Origin of the sequence: Paraburkholderia sp. SG-MS1, assembly GCF_012275575.1 — a bacterium.
In the GTDB taxonomy this organism is placed as follows: Bacteria; Pseudomonadota; Gammaproteobacteria; order Burkholderiales; family Burkholderiaceae; genus Paraburkholderia.
Genome location: NZ_NPIH01000212.1, coordinates 50,106 through 65,924 on the forward strand (window position 1 = coordinate 50,106; position 15,819 = coordinate 65,924).

The following is a 15,819-nucleotide window of genomic DNA, read 5'->3' on the forward strand; positions in this document are numbered from 1 at the left end:
CGCGCGCGACGGGAAAGACATTCGGAATCACTTCGCCCGCCGCGCCGTCCGCTTGCCAGCGCTGCCACGCTTCGCGCAGGAAGGCGATATAGCCTGCATCGTGAACGGCGGCGATCGGCGCGATGCCTGCGTCATCAGGTTCCGTAGCGCTGATGTCCGCACGCTTCAGCGCAAGCAGCAGGCTTTCGGTGCGTGCCGCGTTTTCGTGCGCAGCGGTGAATTGTCCGCGATAGAACGATCGACTCGGCATGTGACGCGTTTGCCGCGATGAATAGAACGCTCTCATATCAATTACCTTTCATCAATTCGTATAGCTAAACAGGGGGGGGCAAAGATTGCGGATCGCCGGTGCGCCGCAAAAGAGGCAATGTTGGTTCAGGCGTCAGGCGTCAGGCGTCAGGCCGCGTGCTGCGTTTGCGGCCGGCGCTGTGCGGATCTCCGGTGTACGCCCGGCGGGCGCAGGGGCGTTTCATGGACGCTGCCTTGTGCTTCGCTTCGTCGCGAAGCCCTCCGCTCTCAGCTGTTGAAATGACCACGCTCACGCGCATACACGAGAGCATCGTCGAGCGCGCGCCCAATCCGGGCGATGAGATCGTCGATCTGCGCTTCATCGATGATCATCGCCGGGCATAGACTCAACGTATCGCCCAACGCGCGCGTGATCACGCCGTGCGCGCGCGCGCGTTGTCCGGCAAAGGCCGCCACGCCCGCTTCGGGCGGAAAGTTTTCGCGGCTGGTCTTGTCGCGCACGAACTCGATCCCCGCGACGAGTCCGCAAATACGCGTTTCGCCGATCAGCGGATGCACCGCAAGCCGCGCGATGCCTTCCGCAAAGCGCGGCGATACGCGGCGCACGTGCCCGACGATGTCGGTTTCCTCGTAAATCTTCAGCGCTTCCAGAGCGACGGCGGCCGCAACCGGATGGCCTCCATACGTGAAGCCGTGCGAGAACGATCCGAGCTTTGCACTTTGCTCAACCAGCACGCGATGAATGCGGTCGTTGATCATCAACGCCGAAATCGGCATGTAGGCCGCCGAGAGTTGCTTCGCGACGCTGATCATGTCGGGCTCGATTCCGAACGTCTGCGAACCGAACATATTGCCTGTGCGGCCGAAGCCGCAGATGACTTCATCGGCGACGAACAGGATGTCGTAGTTGCGCAATACCGCCTGAATCTTCTCGAAGTAGGTTTTGGGCGGCACGATCACGCCGCCGGAAACCATCACGGGTTCCGCGAAGAACGCGGCAACGGTCTCTGGACCTTCGCGCAGGATCAGCGCTTCCAGATTGTCTGCGCAACGGGTCGCGTACTCTTCTTCGCTTTCGCCAGGCAAGCCGTTGCGATAGTAGTGCGGGCAGTCGGTGTGAAGAATGCCCTGAATCGGCAGATCGAAATCGCGATGATTCAGTGGCAGACCGGTAAGGCTCGCCGAGGCGACCGTCACGCCGTGATACGCGCGCAGACGCGAGATAATCTTTTTCTTTTGCGGTTTGCCGATCGCGTTGTGGTAATACCAGATCAGCTTGACGGCCGTGTCGTTCGCTTCGGAGCCCGAGTTCGCGAAGAAGACTTTCGACATCGGCACCGGTGCGATGGAAAGCAGCTTCCCGGCAAGCTCGATGGTCGGCGCGGCCGATTTGTGCGCGAACGAATGATAGAACGGCATCGCACGCATCTGCCGGATCGCAGCCTGCACGAGCCGCTCTTCGCTGAAACCGAGGCCCGCGCAGAACAGTCCGCCTAGACCTTCAATATAGCGGTTGCCCGCTTCATCGATTACATGAATGCCGTCGCCGCCGGTAATCACATGCGCGCCGACGCTTTCGTGCAGGCTCAGGTTCGTATAGGGATGCAGCAGGTGCGCTTCATCGCTCAGTTGCAACGCGCTCTTGTGCGCGGGTTCGTTCATTGCGTTCATCCGCTGACTCCTTCTTCTATGTGTTCGTGTTTATGTTCGTGTGTGCGGTTCAGGCCACGACGTGCAGGTCGCTAGACTTCCAGCCGACCGGGCAGCGCGCTCCCAGCGAGAGATCGCGTGCCTCGGGACCGCGCACCCGCACGCGCAACGAGGTGCTGTCGCACCGTCCGCTCAGCAGCACGCTGTCGCCATAGTTGACCATCGTGTCGATCAGCAATTCGAGCTGCACGTCGCAACCGTTGCGCGCGACCGCTTCGCCGCAGTGAATCATTTCGGGGCGCAGCAGCACGTCGATTGGATCGCCCGCTGTCGTGCCGAAATGCTTGCGTGCGCGATAGTCGCCGGTGTCGAGCGTGAAGCGGCCATCGCCGAGCGAGCGTCCTTCAAAGAGATTGCTGTCGCCGACGAAGGATGCGACGAAACGCGTGCGCGGCTCGAAATACACTTCGCTGGGTGTGCCGATCTGTTCGATACGCCCCGCGTTGAACACGGCGATTCGGTCGGACATCGTCATCGCTTCGGTCTGGTCGTGCGTCACATAGATCATCGTGACACCGAGGTCGCGGTGAATGCGCTTCAGCTCGATCTGCATGTGTTCGCGCATCGCTTTGTCGAGCGCGCCGAGCGGTTCGTCGAGCAGCACGACGTCGGGTTCGAACACGAGAGCGCGCGCCAGCGCCACGCGTTGCTGCTGGCCGCCCGACAATGCTGCGGGCTGCCGCGACGCGAAGCCGCCCAAGCCGACCATCTCCAGCGCGGCAGCAACGCGGCGTTTCCTCTCGGCTTTCGGGACGCCCCGCATGCGCAGAGGAAACGCCACGTTGTCGGCGACGCTCAGATGCGGAAACAGCGCGTAGTTCTGAAACACCATGCCGATGTTGCGATCGCAGGCAGGCACGCGGTCGATCGCGCGGCCGGCGATGCGGATCGAGCCGGAAGAGGGCTGCTCGAAACCGGCGATCATCATCAGCGTGGTGGTCTTGCCGGAGCCCGAAGGTCCGAGGAAGGACACGAACTCACCAGCTTCGATATCGAGCGACACACGATCGACGGCGCGATGTTCGCCATCGTAAGTCTTGACGACACTGTCGAGCGTCAGTGAACGGGCTTGCATGGGGAACCTCAACGAATAGATGATGAAATGCGCGAGACGATTGCGCGGCTGACCGGCGGCGGGTGATCAGGTGCGCGCTGCATTGGCACGCGCAGGCACTTCGGCGGCGCGTCCTCGCACGATCCGCACGGCGAGCGGCGCCAGAATCGCCGCGCAGACAATCGCGAGCAGGAACGAAGACGCGGCCGAAATGACCGGGTCGGCTTCCATGCGGAAACTGTTGAACATCTGACGCGGCAGCGTCCCCGTGTCCGGTCCGGCGAGGAATACGGCGATCACCGCTTCGTCGAAGGACTGGATGAACGAGAACAGCGCGGCGACCAGCATCGCCGGACGCAGCACGGGAAACGTGACGAGCCAGAAGGTTTGCATCGGACGCGCGCCGAGATTCATCGCCGCGCGTTCGAGATTGCGGTCGAAGGTGCGGATCGCGGCGGTCAGGATCAGCGTCGCGACGGGCAGCGCGAGGCACGTATGCGCGATGATCAGCGCCGCGAAGGACTGACTCATGCGCAGACGGCCGAAGTACGCGTAATAGCCGAGCGCCATGACGATCTGCGGCACGATCATCGGCATCATCAGCAGCAGGTTGAACGCGCCACGGCCGAAGAACGTGTGACGCACCAAAGCGAACGACGCGGGAATCGCTAGGGCCAGCGCGATCAGCGTCGCGCACGACGCGATCAGGATGCTGTGCCAGAGCGCGCCCATCCAGTCGGGCGACGCGAGAAAGCGCGCGTAGCCGGCCGCGGACCAGCCGGGCGGCGGAAATTCGAGCGATGCGGTCGAGCTGAACGACATCGGCACCACCACAAAGAGCGGTGCGACGAGCACAGCCGCGATCAGGCAAGCGAGCAGGCGGGCGAATTTCATGGTCGTTACTTCCAGAGACGGTCGAGGCCGACGAAGCGGTGATAAACGGCGAACACGGCGAGCGTGAGTATCAGCAACACGATCGACATCGCGGAGGCCATGCCGAAGTCGAGCACCTGTTCGATCTGATCGCCGACAACGCCCGACACCATCTGTTCATGCGGACTTCCAAGCAGCGCCGGCATCACGTAGAACCCGAGCGTGGTGATAAAGACGAGCGTGCAACCGTTGACGACGCCAGGCGCGCTGAGCGGCAAATACACCTCGCAGAACGCCCGCCACGGTTTCGCGCCGAGACTCTCTGCCGCTCGCACGAGACGCATGTCGATGCGCTTCATGACCGCATAGAGCGCCATTGCCATGAAGGGGGCGAGCGCGTGCGTCATCGCGAGCGTGGAGCTGAAGGACGTGAACAGCATGTGCGGCGCGGGCCGCCAGCCGAACCATTCGAGCATCGCCGAAAGGGGGCCGCTCACGCCAAGTATCACCATCCATGCATAGGTCTTCACAAGAAAGCTGGTCCAGAAGCTGAGCGCGAGAATCGTGAGCAGAACGCGCGCGATTCGCGGTGTGCCGGTGGCCGCCACGTACGCGAGCGGATAGGCGAAGACGAGCGCACACAGCGTAACGAACGCGGACGTGCTGAACGTATGCAGCAATACCGCGCGAAAGTGCTCGGAGCCGAGCAGATCGGCGAAGTTGCCGAGGCCGAGAGCGGGCTCCGTGACGCTCATGTACAGCACGTAGCCGAGCGGCACCAGAAAGAACGCGGTCAGAAACAGCAACGCGGGCACATAGAGGACAAACGGGTTGGGACCTCGGAGCGCGGCGTCGTCGTCGCGCCTGCCGGGCTGATGCGTGTCTTCGATGATCGCCATGGTTGGGGCCGTCGAGTCAGCCATGGAATTCCTCCACAAGTTAAAAGTTGCGCGGGATGCCCGACTCCCGCGCAGGCACGGCGGTAGTGCTTACAACGTCATCCAGCGGTCGAAGCGTGTAGCGATCTGATCCAGTTGCGGCAGCAGCTTCACGCCGTCGAGCGCGACCGCCTGCTGCATGTGCTCGGGCAGCGTCGGCGCGTTCTGCCGCGTCTGCGCGTCCATGTAGTCGAACGCTTTCGGATTCAGCGGACCCGAACCGTCGACCGCATTGAACTGCGCGAGACCTTGCGGGTTGTTCGCGATGTGCTGGATCAGACGCCACGCGTTCTTCGCGCGCGGCGTCCCTTTCGCGACGACCCAGCACCCTTTGTCGATCACGGCCTGATTCCACACCACCTCGACTGGCGTCTTCGACGTGCTCTGCACCGTATGCGCGTAGTCGTTCCAGATCGCGATCGCCTTCACTTCGCCGTCGCGCAGCAATTGCTGCGACTGTGGACCTTCCGTCCACCACACGCGAATCGCGGGCTTGAGGCGATCGAGTGCGCGGAATGCGCGGTCGAGGTCATACGGGAACAGATGCTCGGGTGCGACGCCGTCGGCCAGTAACGCATATGCGATTGCGCGGGTCGGGTAGCGCTGGAGGCTGCGCGCGCCCGGATACTTCTTCAGGTCCCAGAAGTCCGCCCAGTTCTGAATGGAGCCGCCTGGGAACGCGTCCTTCTGATAGGCGATCTGGTTCGCGAACGCATGCGTGGCGAGGCCGTTTTCGTAGACGGCGCCTGGCCACAGCGAGTGTTCGTCGAGATTGCCTTTCGCCGGTTCGATCAACTGCGCCGCGTTCGCGCGCGCGACGTCCGTTACGCCGAGCGTCGTCACGTCGAACTGATACGTGCCGTTGCGAACCTGCGCGGCGAGCTTGGCAAACGAAATCGGCGAGATGGTCCGGATCTGTATGCCCGTTTCTTTCGTGAACGGATCGAAGAAAAACTTGCGTGCCGCCGCTTCCCAGTTGCCTCCCCACGTGTTCACGTAGAGCACGTTGTCGTCCGCGGCCGCCGCGCGGCGCACATACGGTGCGGCCACGAGCGCGGTGCCTGCTGCTGCCGCGCGCAGAAAACCGCGCCGGGACATCGATAGGTCCAGCGAAAAACGGTCGTCGCTCTTCATGCTTGCCTCTGAATTGTTTGTCGAGAAGGATTTCTTCATGGACGTCTAGTCGAAAACTGCCTGATAGAGCCGCAGCCAGTTGCCTGCGGTCAGCTTGTGCACTTCTTCGGGGCTGAAGCCGACGCGCCGCAAACCGTTATGAACCGTGTTCAGGCTGCCCGCGGATTTGAGCCAATCGGGTTTCGGCGTCTTGCCCGGATTCGCGACGGAGCCGGCGCCGTATTGCACCGAGCGGGTCCAGCGGCCCTTGCGCATCCAGTCGAGGTCCGGCTGCCCTGTGTTGTGGCTGTAGTCGGTGCCGATGCCTACGGTATCGATCGAGGTCAGGTCGACCGTGCGCGCGACCATCTCGCACCACGCATCGACCGTCGTGCACGCGTCCTGCGGGGTGATGTTGCGATACGCGACGCAGCCGATCACGCCGCCGTTCTCCACCAGCGCGCGCAGCACCGCATCACTCTTGTTGCGCTTGTGATCGAAGATCGCGCGCGCGTTCGCATGCGTGATTGCGACGGGCTTATGCGACCATTCGATCGCATCGAGCGTGGTGCGATCGCCCACATGCGAGCAATCGACGACGATGCCCACGCGATTCATTTCGCGCACCACTTCGCGGCCGAAGCGGGCGAGGCCGCTGTCGTTCGTTTCGTAGCAACTGCCGCCGAGTTCGTTCTGGTTGTTGTACGTGAGCTGCACGACGCGCACGCCCATGTCGGCGAATAGCTCGACATATGCAAGCCGGTCTTCGAACAGGTTGCTGTTCTGATAGCCGAGCACCACGGCGAGCTTGCCTTCCTCGTCGGCGCGGCGAATATCGGCGCTCTTGTGCGCGATCACGATGATGTCGGCGTACTCGCGCTCCATATCGCGCCAGCGGCCGAGCGAGTCCATCGATTCAAGCGTGCCTTCCCAGAAACCGAGTGTCGGCGTGACACACGTATAGCCGTTGGCGCGCAGGTCTTCGAACACTTCGCGGTTGAAGTGTCCACATTGCAGAGCATCGATCAGCATGAGTTCTCCTTCGATTCTTGAGATGACGAAGGCGCAGCGGCCGATGTTTCAGCCAGCGGCGTTGCGCCTGTGTAGAGGAGCGAGAGGTCGGTCTCGTCTTCGTCGGTGCGGCCGATTACGTGGCCCTCCGCGTCGACGATGATCGGACCTGCATGACGCCGCGATTCATAGGAATCGGGCGCGAGCGCATCGTTGGCGCGATGGAAAAGCTGCCACCACAACGTGCGTTCCACCGGCAGCCCTTTGCTGATGATTCGCTCCAGCGTGGTCTCGCGATTTGTATCCGTTGCACGGCGGAACGCTACACGCCATGCAGCGTTGTGCTCAGAGACGTCGGCTTCGAGTTCATGTGCTTCGCCAAGCGCCTGGCACACATGCAGTTCATGCGGTTGCGTCACGCCTTCGACGATGAACACGGCAGGGCGGTCGGCCGCCGTTAGTGCATCCACCGCGAGATCGACGAGCGTCGGAGCAACGACCCACGCATGCTGTCCACCGCAGTCGACATGCGCGGCTGCGTCACTGGTACCAACTTCCCTTTTTAGCGAAAGCGGTTTGATGCGTTGCCCTTGTAGTAATCCTAAATGTGAAGTCAAATTTTTGAAGCCGGAAAGGCCAAGAGCCGCCGAGTACAGTGCGCAGTCTCGCAGCATCGGAACCAGGCCTTCATCTATGCGTATTACCTGCATCAGCCGCTCCAGAACGAGGCGGCTTTCGCGCAGGCTGACAGTCATTTGATCGGTTTGCATAGGTCGATACTCACAAGGTCGGTTCGGCTGGGTAGTACCAGTACGGATCGGCACACCCATTCGTAACGTCTTCGGGCGTCGGCGCACCGTGAAAGAGCACGCCACGCAGATTGCGGTTCAGGAAGTCGCGTGTCTTGTCGATGCCGTGAATGCCGACGTTGAGTAATCGCGTGATGTGCGCGGGCACGAATCCCTCGCTCATAATGTCCGCGTGCGGCGAGTGAAAGTGCGTGCCGTGCAGTGCCTGCACGCGCGTGACGATCGCGCGATACCACGGATTCGCAAGCAGGAATGCAGCCGTGCTGAAGGACGGATCGTATTTCGCGAGGTCAGCTTCGAGTTTCACGACCTGACGCGGCAGGTCCAGCGCGAGGTTGATCGCGTGGCCCACTTCCTCGCGTGGGCCGCGGCGCGGCTCTTCCGCCGTCACGGACTTGTACCAGACATAGCACGCGGCTTCTTCGGCGATGTTCATCGCGAAGGCCCACGCGTAGTCGTTGCGCACGATCTCACGCAGACGGCCGACGCGCATGTCAGGGCGCAACGTCAGTTCCTCATCGATCACGAGCGATTGAGCGAGCGCGTCCGCTTCTTCGGGTACGAGTTCGATCAGAAGCGAGTAGAGCGTTTCGATGGCTTCCTGATGCACACGTCCTTCGAGCGATGTGCACAGCGCCGCGAAAGGCTGCGCACGTTGCAACTGCCCGCCCCGCACGCGTTCGAGCATCGCGCGCACCTCTGTGCGGATCGTGTCGAGCGAATCGGCCACCACGGCGCTGCTTGCCACCGCCTCATAAGCCGCACGGTCCTGACGCCGGAACGCGATCGCTTTGTCGAGCAATGTCGCGAGTGTTTCGATCTGGGCCACGCTCGGCGAAAGCGTCCGCGCGCGCGCGAGCGCTTCTTCGCGAATCCAAAGCCAGCGGTCGATCAGGCGTGGATGGTTGTTGACGAACAGCATCAGCCCAAGCGCCGAGCCATTGCCAACGCCGAGAAAACGCCGCAACGATCCGGCCATTTCGACGCTCTTCGAAGACGCTGCACGCGCGAGGTGGCCGAGCAGGTCTTGCGCGAATACGCGCATCATGTACGCGCAGAGCATCTGTGCGGACAGCGATGCCCGCAGCGGATGATCGGCTTCGAGCGAGAGGAACGAACGCGTGCCGAACGTGCCATTGCCGTCGAGCCCCGTATTGCGCATCAGATAGCAGGTCTGGGCGAGTTCCGCGACGTCGGGCTGGTGGCCGGACGCGAGCGCATTGAGCGCGTGATTGAAGAAGCGGCCGCTGCGGTTCGAGCGGCACCAGATCAGCGTTCCTGGTGTCGCGCGTCCCTCGTAAAGTTTCGGCAGTTCGATCTGCGTGGTCGCGAAGTCGGCGTCGCTCAGATTGCCTTCGATCAGCGCGCCCATCATGTCCCACGAGCGGCCGATGATACGTCCCGTGCGGCCTTCCGGCGACGGCTCTTTCGAGAATACGGGGAACGAGAAACGCCAGCTTCCGATGTCGATCCGGTACTGCGCGACGCCATTTCCGCGACTGTCGATATCGAAGCGCGTGCAGACGATCTGCCACCGCTCGCGAATCGCGCGCGAGATTAGCGCACGCGATGCGCTGATACGTGAAGGCTGGATGGAAGCGAGGCGCTCGGGCTGCATGAGTTCGGATGGCGAGCGCATTTGCCTGACAAGGTCCTGCAATCCTGTCGAGGCTGTCGTGTTGAGCGCGAGGCTCATTGGGTATCTCCTTTCAGACGTGCATTGATTCGTTCCGCCGCGGCGACGATCAGCGTTGCGCAGCTCTTCAATTCGAAGCCGGCGGTGGGGCCGGACAGCGCGATGGTTGCCACGCAGTCGCCGCGTTCGTCGAAGATCGGTGCGGCGACCGCGGACACGCTGCGCGGGCCCGTCACGCCGGAGACCGCGAAGCCTTCGTCGCGAATCTTTTGCATCGTCTCGGCGTCGGGCAGTTCGGTGCCGGATTCGATCCAGCGCTCGCGTTGCGCGGTTGTCGCGTGTGTCGCGAGGATGCGTCCCATCGCGGTGAGCTTCAGGTTCAGGTGCGCGCCCACGCGCAGATCGGCGCGCAACACGCCGCGTGATTCGACGCGGCGCACGATGACTGCTTCGGGTCCGTCGAGTACCGCGAGCGAAGCGGTTTCGTTGCTTTCCGATACCAGATCCTGAAGGACATCCGCGACGCGCGCGCCGAGGTTCGCCTGTTCCATCGCGGCATTCGCATAGCGGACCATGCGCAACGTGAGGCGGTAAGCGCCTGCTTCCGTTTGCTCGACCAGGCCCCCTTCGATGAGCGTGACCAGCCGCTGAAGGGTCGCGCCGCGCGCTTCGCCGACGGCGCGGGCGACTTCGGACAGCCCGACAGGACGGACCGCGCTCGCGACCGCATCGAGCACCGTCAGCGATTTGAGTACCGATGACAACGGACGTACAGACATGCCGATCTCTCCTATGTGTCTTCTTATAGAAGACGCTGTCTTCTATTTAGAACATGCTATAGGCCACAAAAAAGCGTGTCAAAGGAAATTCGGTCCGGGTTTACGTTCGCATCGGGCGGGGCCGAGCATGAATCGGGCGACACGAAGAATGGGGGATAACAGTGACCGACATCGAGCTCCTTGAACGCATCCGCGTGATCTTCGATGAAAACTTCGCGATCGAGCCCGAACGCGTGACACCCGATGCGCACCTTTTCGGAGAACTGGAATATGTGCTTGACCGACGCTTATCTTCGACGAGGATAACCCCGGCCACCCTGAACGATTTGTGGCTTGTGCAGGGGACGGCCCCGCGTGCCCCGCGTGTAAGGAATGGCATCGACCAGCGCATCACGCAGGGTAGTTCGTGTGGACTGACGATTATTTGTCAGGCTTGCATGACGAATTCACCGCATGCATGAGTCGCATGCGTGGGCGAAAGAAACAGGAGGTGCGCTTCGGCGGGCTTCTCCGGATTACCGGACATGATAGTGCGTGATAAATCCGGGATCGACCTGAACTCGGCGGCATAATGGGAGCGCTTCTCGATACAGTACCGATTTGTACATCACTCGCGGGGCCGCAACCAAAATCGACCTTAGGCATCAGAGTCACCATCTGTCGTTCTTCCGGCTAGTTCCTGTATGAAGCATCGCGCCGGTCAAGAAAGCGCAACATCGCCGGCCATTCCATTTCCCCATACGGCCGGCGCGTCTCCGGCTTATACAGATGTGCGGTTTTGTCGATAACATCCTGCGGCGGCATCTGTAGTGACGTGTTGCAAGCCATTGCATCGACCTGAGCGCGGCAGGCATTTTCAAGCCAGTAGATCGCATTGAAAGCCTGCGCAATCGAAGCACTCGCGACCAGCAATCCATGATTGCGCAAGATCATTACTTCGGCCTGGCCCAGATCGGCGGCCAATGCCCTGCGTTCATCGAGATCGACGGCGACACCCTGATAGTGGTGGTAAGCCACCGGATGAAATCGCATCGCGGTCTGCGTAAGCGGCAATAGTCCGCAGGCGAGCGCAGACACTGCCATTCCGCCACGACTGTGCGTGTGAATCACACACTTCACGTCATGACGAGCCGCGTGTACCGCGCTGTGAATCACATAACCCGCAGCGTTGACGCCGTAAATTCCCTCAGTGGGGTTGAGCAGAACGTTTCCGTCGATATCGATCGTCAGCAAGCTCGACGCGGTGATCTCCTCGTACATGAAGCCATAGGGGTTGATCAGCAGCCGCGTTTCGTCTCCCGGCACGCGGGCGGTGATGTGGTTGTAGACGAGATCGCTCAAGCCGAAATGCGGCATCAACCGATAGCAGGCCGCGAGGTCGACACGGGTTTGCCATTCCGCTTCCGAAACCATGTCCTTTACCGGCGAGTGCTTCGGGGGTTCCATCAACATATTGCTCTCCTGTTCAGATGTCGCGCATAGCGTTCGTCAGCGATCGAAACCGTAAAGCGCGGCCGGGTTGTCGACCAGCACGCGCTGCTGCGATCGGATATCCGGTGCCCAGCGCATCAATGCGTCGAGCAACTCACCGTCGTCGGGCATCGTGCCTTTGAATGAAGGGTGTGGCCAATCTGTGCCCCAGACGCAACGCTCGGGCGCCGTCGATACGAGCAGGGACGCGAGCGGATCGACGTCGTCGAATGGATAGCCCGCACTCGACGAGCGGTACCCGCACAGCTTGACCCACGTGCGGCCGCCGTCCAGCAGCGCGCGCAGCGTGCCGATAGCGCGGTGATCGAGTCCCAGCGCAGCCGGTATCTGGCCCATATGATCAATCACCACATCGGTGGGCAGGCCGCGCAAAAGCGGCGCGAGATCGGGCAACTGTTCGCCGTTCACATAAAGCTGCGTATGCCAGCCGAGCGGAGCGATTTTTGCGGCCAGCCCGGTCAGATGATCGACCGGTGGGCCGCCCGCCGTGACCAGGTTGACGCGCACGCCGCGCACACCCGCTTCATGCATCCGCCTGAGTTCCGCGTCGGCGATCGACGGATCGATCACGACCACGCCGCGACTGCTGGCGGTTCCGAAGTGTGCGAGTGCGTCGAGCGTGCAGCGGTTGTCCGTGCCATAGACGCTCGCCTGAACGATGGCGACACGCGTGGTTCCCAACACCGCCTGCAGATGCTCGTATTGACCCAGCGACGCCAGCTGCGGCGTGTAAGCGCGCTGCTCGCTCAACGGATAGCGCTCGAACGGCCCGATGATATGGATGTGGCAATCGCACGCGCCGGCCGGCGCGCGCGTGATGGGCGCTTCGATCGTGGTACGGGGCGGCTGACAACTATCAGGCATCGACAGAACTCCCGATGGATCAGGACGGGGTGTAGCTGCTCGCGGCGCTGCCGTCTGCTTGCGGGACGTATTCCATGTCTTCCGGCAGCGGGCGGCCGAGCGTCTCCGGAAGCAGCACGACGGCGAGCAGCATCACCGCGTACGCAGCGATACCGAAGATCGCGATTGCGTTGCCGAGCCCCATGACGGTGGTCAGCTTGCCTACTAGCGCCGGGAAAAGTGCGCCGATCCCACGACCGAAGTTGTAGCAGAAGCCCTGACCCGCACCACGAATGCGCGTGGGAAAAAGTTCGGTCATGTAGGGGCCCATCGGCGAAAACATCATGAATGCGCACAGGCCGAGCGGGAAGCCGAGCACCAGCATGGCGTGATTGCCGATCGGCATCAGCATGTAGGCGCCGAGGATCGCTGCCGAGCCGAGCGCGCTGACGACGAAGGTCCACTTGCGGCCGATCGCATCGGCGAGATAGGCGCCGAGAATAAAGCCGACGAATGCGCCCGCGATCATTACGGTCGTATAAGCGGTCGTGCCGATCACCGACAGTCCGCGAACGGTCTTCAGATAGGTGGGAAGCCAGATCAGAAACGTGTATGAACCGCCGATCGATCCCATTGCCAGCGCCGAGACCTTGATCGTGGTGGGCAGGTAGTCGGCGTGGAAGATCGCGAGCAGTTGCTGCGTCACGCCGATATTGGCCCGCTCGCGGCGGCCCTGGGTGAATACGCCCGACTCGGGCACGTGGCGTCGCACCCAGAACACCAGCAACGCGGGCGCAAGTCCGATCCAGAACAGCGCGCGCCACGCGAGATGTTCCGGCAGGAACGAAAAGAACAGGCCGAAAAGTAACGCGGCCAGTCCCCAGCCGACGGCCCAGCCACTCTGCACGAAACCGACCGCCCGGCCGCGATACGCGCCGCGAACCGTCTCGCCGATCAGCACCGCGCCGGCAGCCCACTCGCCGCCGAAGCCGAAACCTTGCAGCGCGCGGCAGAAGAACAGCTGGTCGTAATTCTGCGTAAAGCCGCTGGCGAACGTGAAGACCGCATACCAGAGAATCGTGCCTTGTAGCACCGCGACGCGCCCAAAACGGTCGGCGGCGATGCCGCTCAACCAGCCGCCGAGCGCCGATGCCAGCAAGGTCACGGTGCCGAGTATGCCTGCCTGGGTTGTCGTGATGTGCCAGCTCACCAGCAGCGTCGGAATCACGAAGCTGTAGACCTGAACGTCGAGCGCGTCCAGCGTCCAGCCAAGGAAACAGCCGCCCATGGTCTGCCGCTCAGTCTTGTCGAGCTCCCTCATCCACATGTCTGTCTCCTGATGGGCTGCACCTGGTTCGGCGAAGGCTTCAGACAATTCGGGTTCCGAATCGTCGAGCCTGGAAGCCCGTGCGCAACTGGCCGACTCTGCGCGTCGTGCCGCATCGGCAGCCAGCGCGATCGTTTGACTTATTTTTCGCTATTTCGAAAACAGTTTCGAAAAATCTGTAACGAATATAGGAGTCGCCTTTTAAGCTGTCAAGAAAGCGGGAAGCAGCCTTCGCCTGGGAGCCCGTGAGACAGCGTGTTTCGGCTTCTGTCCCAGGGTTTCCGACTAGCAAACTCGACTGTGATGCCGCCTTCGTATCGCCTAGACTGATTTCGAAATGACAAATTATTTTTCTAACTGGCGAAAAATGAAACCGACCGATCGCGCGCTAGGAATTTTCGAAGCCTTCGAGGCAGCCGGCCGTCCATTGACGCTCAGCGAACTCGCCGAGGCTGCCGGTCTGCCTGTCAGCACGAGCCACGGCATCGTGCGAGTGCTCATGGAGCGTGGCTACCTGTACCTGACGAGCCGCAGGAAAGACCTGTTTCCAACCCGGCGCCTGTACGACATGGCCGCAAAGATCATCGCGCACGACCCGTATCTGGAAAGACTCGAACCACATCTCGAAGCGCTGCGCGAAGCCACGCAAGAAACGGTGATTGTCGGCAAGCGGCAACAGAACGAGATCATTTATCTGAGCGTGCTCGAAGGGCCGCAGACCATCCGTTACAGCGCAGCGGCGGGAGCGCTGAAACCCTTGCATTCGACGTCGATCGGTAAGGCGATGCTGAGTCGCGTCGAGTCTGCCGAATTGCGCCGTCAACTGTTGGATTCGGCAATGACACCGGTCACCGACCATACCCTCACGTCGGCCGACGCGTTATTCGACGACATCGCGCAGTCGCGCGAACGCGGCTATTTCGTGACGCGCGGCGAGAGTGTCAGCGATGTGTTCGCCGTTGCCGTGCCCGTCGATGTCAATCGCGACGTGTTGGGGATTGCGATTGCCGGGCCGCGTCACAGGATGGAAGGCGAGATAGAACGGATCGCGGCGGTTCTACTCGACGCGAAGCGCAGCATCGAGCAGGCAAAGCCGTGAGTCGGCGCCGGGTTGAATCGCATTGGCGCCTGATAAAGGAGAGATACACGCATGAATGAACATGGCGAGGCCGCTGCTGCGTCCGTATTGAGTGTTGTGCGCGCCGGTGTGCTGCATGTGACGATCAATCGTCCGGACAAGCGCAATGCGCTCAACCGCGCGACGCTAGACGCGCTGCGCAGCGCGTTCGATGACGCGGCCCAGGACGCGGCGTTGCATCTCGTGGTGCTGTCGGGCGCAGGCGAGCGCAGCTTTGCGGCGGGCGGCGATCTGCGCGAGTTCGACTCGCTGCGTAGCGAAGCGGACGCCATTGCATTGTTTGATCACGCGGCCGCGACGCTGGATGCGATCCGCGCCACGCCAGTTCCTGTCATCGCGGCATTGAACGGAACGGCGCTCGGCGGCGGCGCGGAACTGGCGATGGCGTGCGACTACCGGGTCGCGGCCTCGCATGCATGCATGGGCTTCGTGCAGGCCACGCTGGCCATCACGACTGGCTTTAGCGGCGCCGCCGATCTGTTCCCGTTGCTCGGTTCTGCCCGCGCGATGCGCCTGCTTGCCGCGGCCGACGTATTAAGCGCGCAAGACGCCTGCGCACTGGGTCTGATCGACGCCGTATGCAACAAAGGCGAGTCGCTTGACGAGCGTGTCGCGCAATTCGCGCTGCCGTTTATCGAACGCGCGCCGCACGTCGTGCGCGCGATCAAGCGGCTCGGTACCTCACATCGCAAGCTGGCTCGCGAGGCCACCGGCGCCGAAGAACGGGCAGCTTTTGTCGCGACGTGGACCGCGCCCGAGCACTGGAAAGCGGCGCGAAAGTTTCTCGATCGACGCCGCGCCGAAACCTGACGGACGCAGCGCGATAGCTTTTCACCCCACGGGCGAGC

General features: G+C 62.2%; 14 protein-coding genes and 3 pseudogenes. 3 read left to right on the forward strand and 14 right to left on the reverse strand.

Annotation, left to right across the window (positions count from 1 at the left end; genetic code table 11):
* The 10 genes and pseudogenes from CIC12_RS17470 to CIC12_RS17515 all read right to left on the reverse strand — a co-directional run.
* Positions 1-250 (reverse strand): annotated as a pseudogene (locus CIC12_RS17470) (histone deacetylase family protein); the annotation flags it as partial.
* A 266-nt stretch (positions 251-516) separates the two neighbouring features.
* Positions 517-1,911, reverse strand: coding sequence for an aspartate aminotransferase family protein (locus tag CIC12_RS17475; RefSeq protein WP_168665428.1), 1,395 nt, complete (start codon positions 1,909-1,911; stop codon positions 517-519).
* A gap of 58 nt (positions 1,912-1,969) precedes the next feature.
* Entirely contained in the window at positions 1,970-3,034 is a 1,065-nt protein-coding gene (locus CIC12_RS17480) for an ABC transporter ATP-binding protein (RefSeq protein WP_168665337.1), read from the reverse strand.
* Between the two features lie 66 nt (positions 3,035-3,100).
* Entirely contained in the window at positions 3,101-3,907 is an 807-nt protein-coding gene (locus CIC12_RS17485; protein ID WP_168665339.1) for an ABC transporter permease, read from the reverse strand.
* Between the two features lie 5 nt (positions 3,908-3,912).
* Complete coding sequence (locus tag CIC12_RS17490) at positions 3,913-4,809, reverse strand: ABC transporter permease (RefSeq protein ID WP_238812684.1); 897 nt, start codon at positions 4,807-4,809, stop codon at positions 3,913-3,915.
* Positions 4,810-4,875: 66 nt separating this feature from the next.
* Positions 4,876-5,958, reverse strand: a complete 1,083-nt coding sequence (locus CIC12_RS17495) for an extracellular solute-binding protein (RefSeq protein ID WP_168665341.1) — start codon at positions 5,956-5,958, stop codon at positions 4,876-4,878.
* A gap of 45 nt (positions 5,959-6,003) precedes the next feature.
* Positions 6,004-6,969 carry a membrane dipeptidase gene (locus CIC12_RS17500; protein WP_168665343.1) on the reverse strand — a complete coding sequence of 322 codons (966 nt, stop codon included), beginning with the start codon at positions 6,967-6,969 and terminating at the stop codon, positions 6,004-6,006.
* Complete coding sequence (locus CIC12_RS17505) at positions 6,963-7,718, reverse strand: hypothetical protein (protein WP_202984873.1); 756 nt, start codon at positions 7,716-7,718, stop codon at positions 6,963-6,965. Before CIC12_RS17505 ends, CIC12_RS17500 begins: the two co-directional genes overlap by 7 nt.
* Before the next feature lie 10 nt (positions 7,719-7,728).
* On the reverse strand, positions 7,729-9,453 hold the full coding sequence (locus CIC12_RS17510; protein WP_168665345.1) for a hypothetical protein: 1,725 nt from the start codon (positions 9,451-9,453) through the stop codon (positions 7,729-7,731).
* Positions 9,450-10,172, reverse strand: coding sequence for an IclR family transcriptional regulator (locus CIC12_RS17515; protein WP_168665347.1), 723 nt, complete (start codon positions 10,170-10,172; stop codon positions 9,450-9,452). The genes CIC12_RS17510 and CIC12_RS17515 overlap by 4 nt, the downstream gene beginning before the upstream one ends.
* A 161-nt stretch (positions 10,173-10,333) precedes the next feature.
* Here CIC12_RS17515 and CIC12_RS17520 point away from each other — a divergent pair.
* Positions 10,334-10,441: pseudogene (locus CIC12_RS17520) on the forward strand (acyl carrier protein); the annotation flags it as partial.
* A gap of 33 nt (positions 10,442-10,474) precedes the next feature.
* Here CIC12_RS17520 and CIC12_RS17525 read toward each other — a convergent pair.
* The 4 genes and pseudogenes from CIC12_RS17525 to CIC12_RS17540 form a co-directional block, all read right to left on the reverse strand.
* A pseudogene (locus tag CIC12_RS17525) lies at positions 10,475-10,573 on the reverse strand (IS5/IS1182 family transposase); the annotation flags it as partial.
* Positions 10,574-10,844: 271 nt separating this feature from the next.
* Entirely contained in the window at positions 10,845-11,624 is a 780-nt protein-coding gene (locus CIC12_RS17530) for a class II aldolase/adducin family protein (RefSeq protein ID WP_168665349.1), read from the reverse strand.
* A 36-nt stretch (positions 11,625-11,660) separates the two neighbouring features.
* Positions 11,661-12,527 (reverse strand): amidohydrolase family protein, encoded by an 867-nt coding sequence (locus tag CIC12_RS17535; RefSeq protein ID WP_168665351.1) that lies wholly within the window; start codon positions 12,525-12,527, stop codon positions 11,661-11,663.
* Positions 12,528-12,546: 19 nt separating this feature from the next.
* Positions 12,547-13,833 carry an MFS transporter gene (locus CIC12_RS17540; RefSeq protein WP_168665353.1) on the reverse strand — a complete coding sequence of 429 codons (1,287 nt, stop codon included), beginning with the start codon at positions 13,831-13,833 and terminating at the stop codon, positions 12,547-12,549.
* 367 nt (positions 13,834-14,200) lie between these two features.
* Here CIC12_RS17540 and CIC12_RS17545 point away from each other — a divergent pair, with 367 nt between their 5' ends.
* Both CIC12_RS17545 and CIC12_RS17550 read left to right on the forward strand, forming a co-directional pair.
* Positions 14,201-14,932, forward strand: a complete 732-nt coding sequence (locus CIC12_RS17545; RefSeq protein WP_168665355.1) for an IclR family transcriptional regulator — start codon at positions 14,201-14,203, stop codon at positions 14,930-14,932.
* A 51-nt stretch (positions 14,933-14,983) separates the two neighbouring features.
* A complete protein-coding gene (locus tag CIC12_RS17550) occupies positions 14,984-15,781 on the forward strand; it encodes an enoyl-CoA hydratase/isomerase family protein (protein ID WP_168665357.1) in 798 nt (265 codons plus the stop codon).
* Positions 15,782-15,819: the final 38 nt, after the last annotated feature.

Bases quoted from the DNA above. Each gene is read 5' to 3' on its own strand.
- CIC12_RS17475 (WP_168665428.1), bottom strand. From the start codon at position 1,911: ATGAACGAACCCGCGCACAAGAGCGCGTTGCAACTGAGCGATGAAGCG.
- CIC12_RS17480 (WP_168665337.1), bottom strand. From the start codon at position 3,034: ATGCAAGCCCGTTCACTGACGCTCGACAGTGTCGTCAAGACTTACGAT.
- CIC12_RS17485 (WP_168665339.1), bottom strand. From the start codon at position 3,907: ATGAAATTCGCCCGCCTGCTCGCTTGCCTGATCGCGGCTGTGCTCGTC.
- CIC12_RS17490 (WP_238812684.1), bottom strand. From the start codon at position 4,809: ATGGCTGACTCGACGGCCCCAACCATGGCGATCATCGAAGACACGCAT.
- CIC12_RS17495 (WP_168665341.1), bottom strand. From the start codon at position 5,958: ATGAAGAGCGACGACCGTTTTTCGCTGGACCTATCGATGTCCCGGCGC.
- CIC12_RS17500 (WP_168665343.1), bottom strand. From the start codon at position 6,969: ATGCTGATCGATGCTCTGCAATGTGGACACTTCAACCGCGAAGTGTTC.
- CIC12_RS17505 (WP_202984873.1), bottom strand. From the start codon at position 7,718: ATGCAAACCGATCAAATGACTGTCAGCCTGCGCGAAAGCCGCCTCGTT.
- CIC12_RS17510 (WP_168665345.1), bottom strand. From the start codon at position 9,453: ATGAGCCTCGCGCTCAACACGACAGCCTCGACAGGATTGCAGGACCTT.
- CIC12_RS17515 (WP_168665347.1), bottom strand. From the start codon at position 10,172: ATGTCTGTACGTCCGTTGTCATCGGTACTCAAATCGCTGACGGTGCTC.
- CIC12_RS17530 (WP_168665349.1), bottom strand. From the start codon at position 11,624: ATGTTGATGGAACCCCCGAAGCACTCGCCGGTAAAGGACATGGTTTCG.
- CIC12_RS17535 (WP_168665351.1), bottom strand. From the start codon at position 12,527: ATGCCTGATAGTTGTCAGCCGCCCCGTACCACGATCGAAGCGCCCATC.
- CIC12_RS17540 (WP_168665353.1), bottom strand. From the start codon at position 13,833: ATGTGGATGAGGGAGCTCGACAAGACTGAGCGGCAGACCATGGGCGGC.
- CIC12_RS17545 (WP_168665355.1), top strand. From the start codon at position 14,201: ATGAAACCGACCGATCGCGCGCTAGGAATTTTCGAAGCCTTCGAGGCA.
- CIC12_RS17550 (WP_168665357.1), top strand. From the start codon at position 14,984: ATGAATGAACATGGCGAGGCCGCTGCTGCGTCCGTATTGAGTGTTGTG.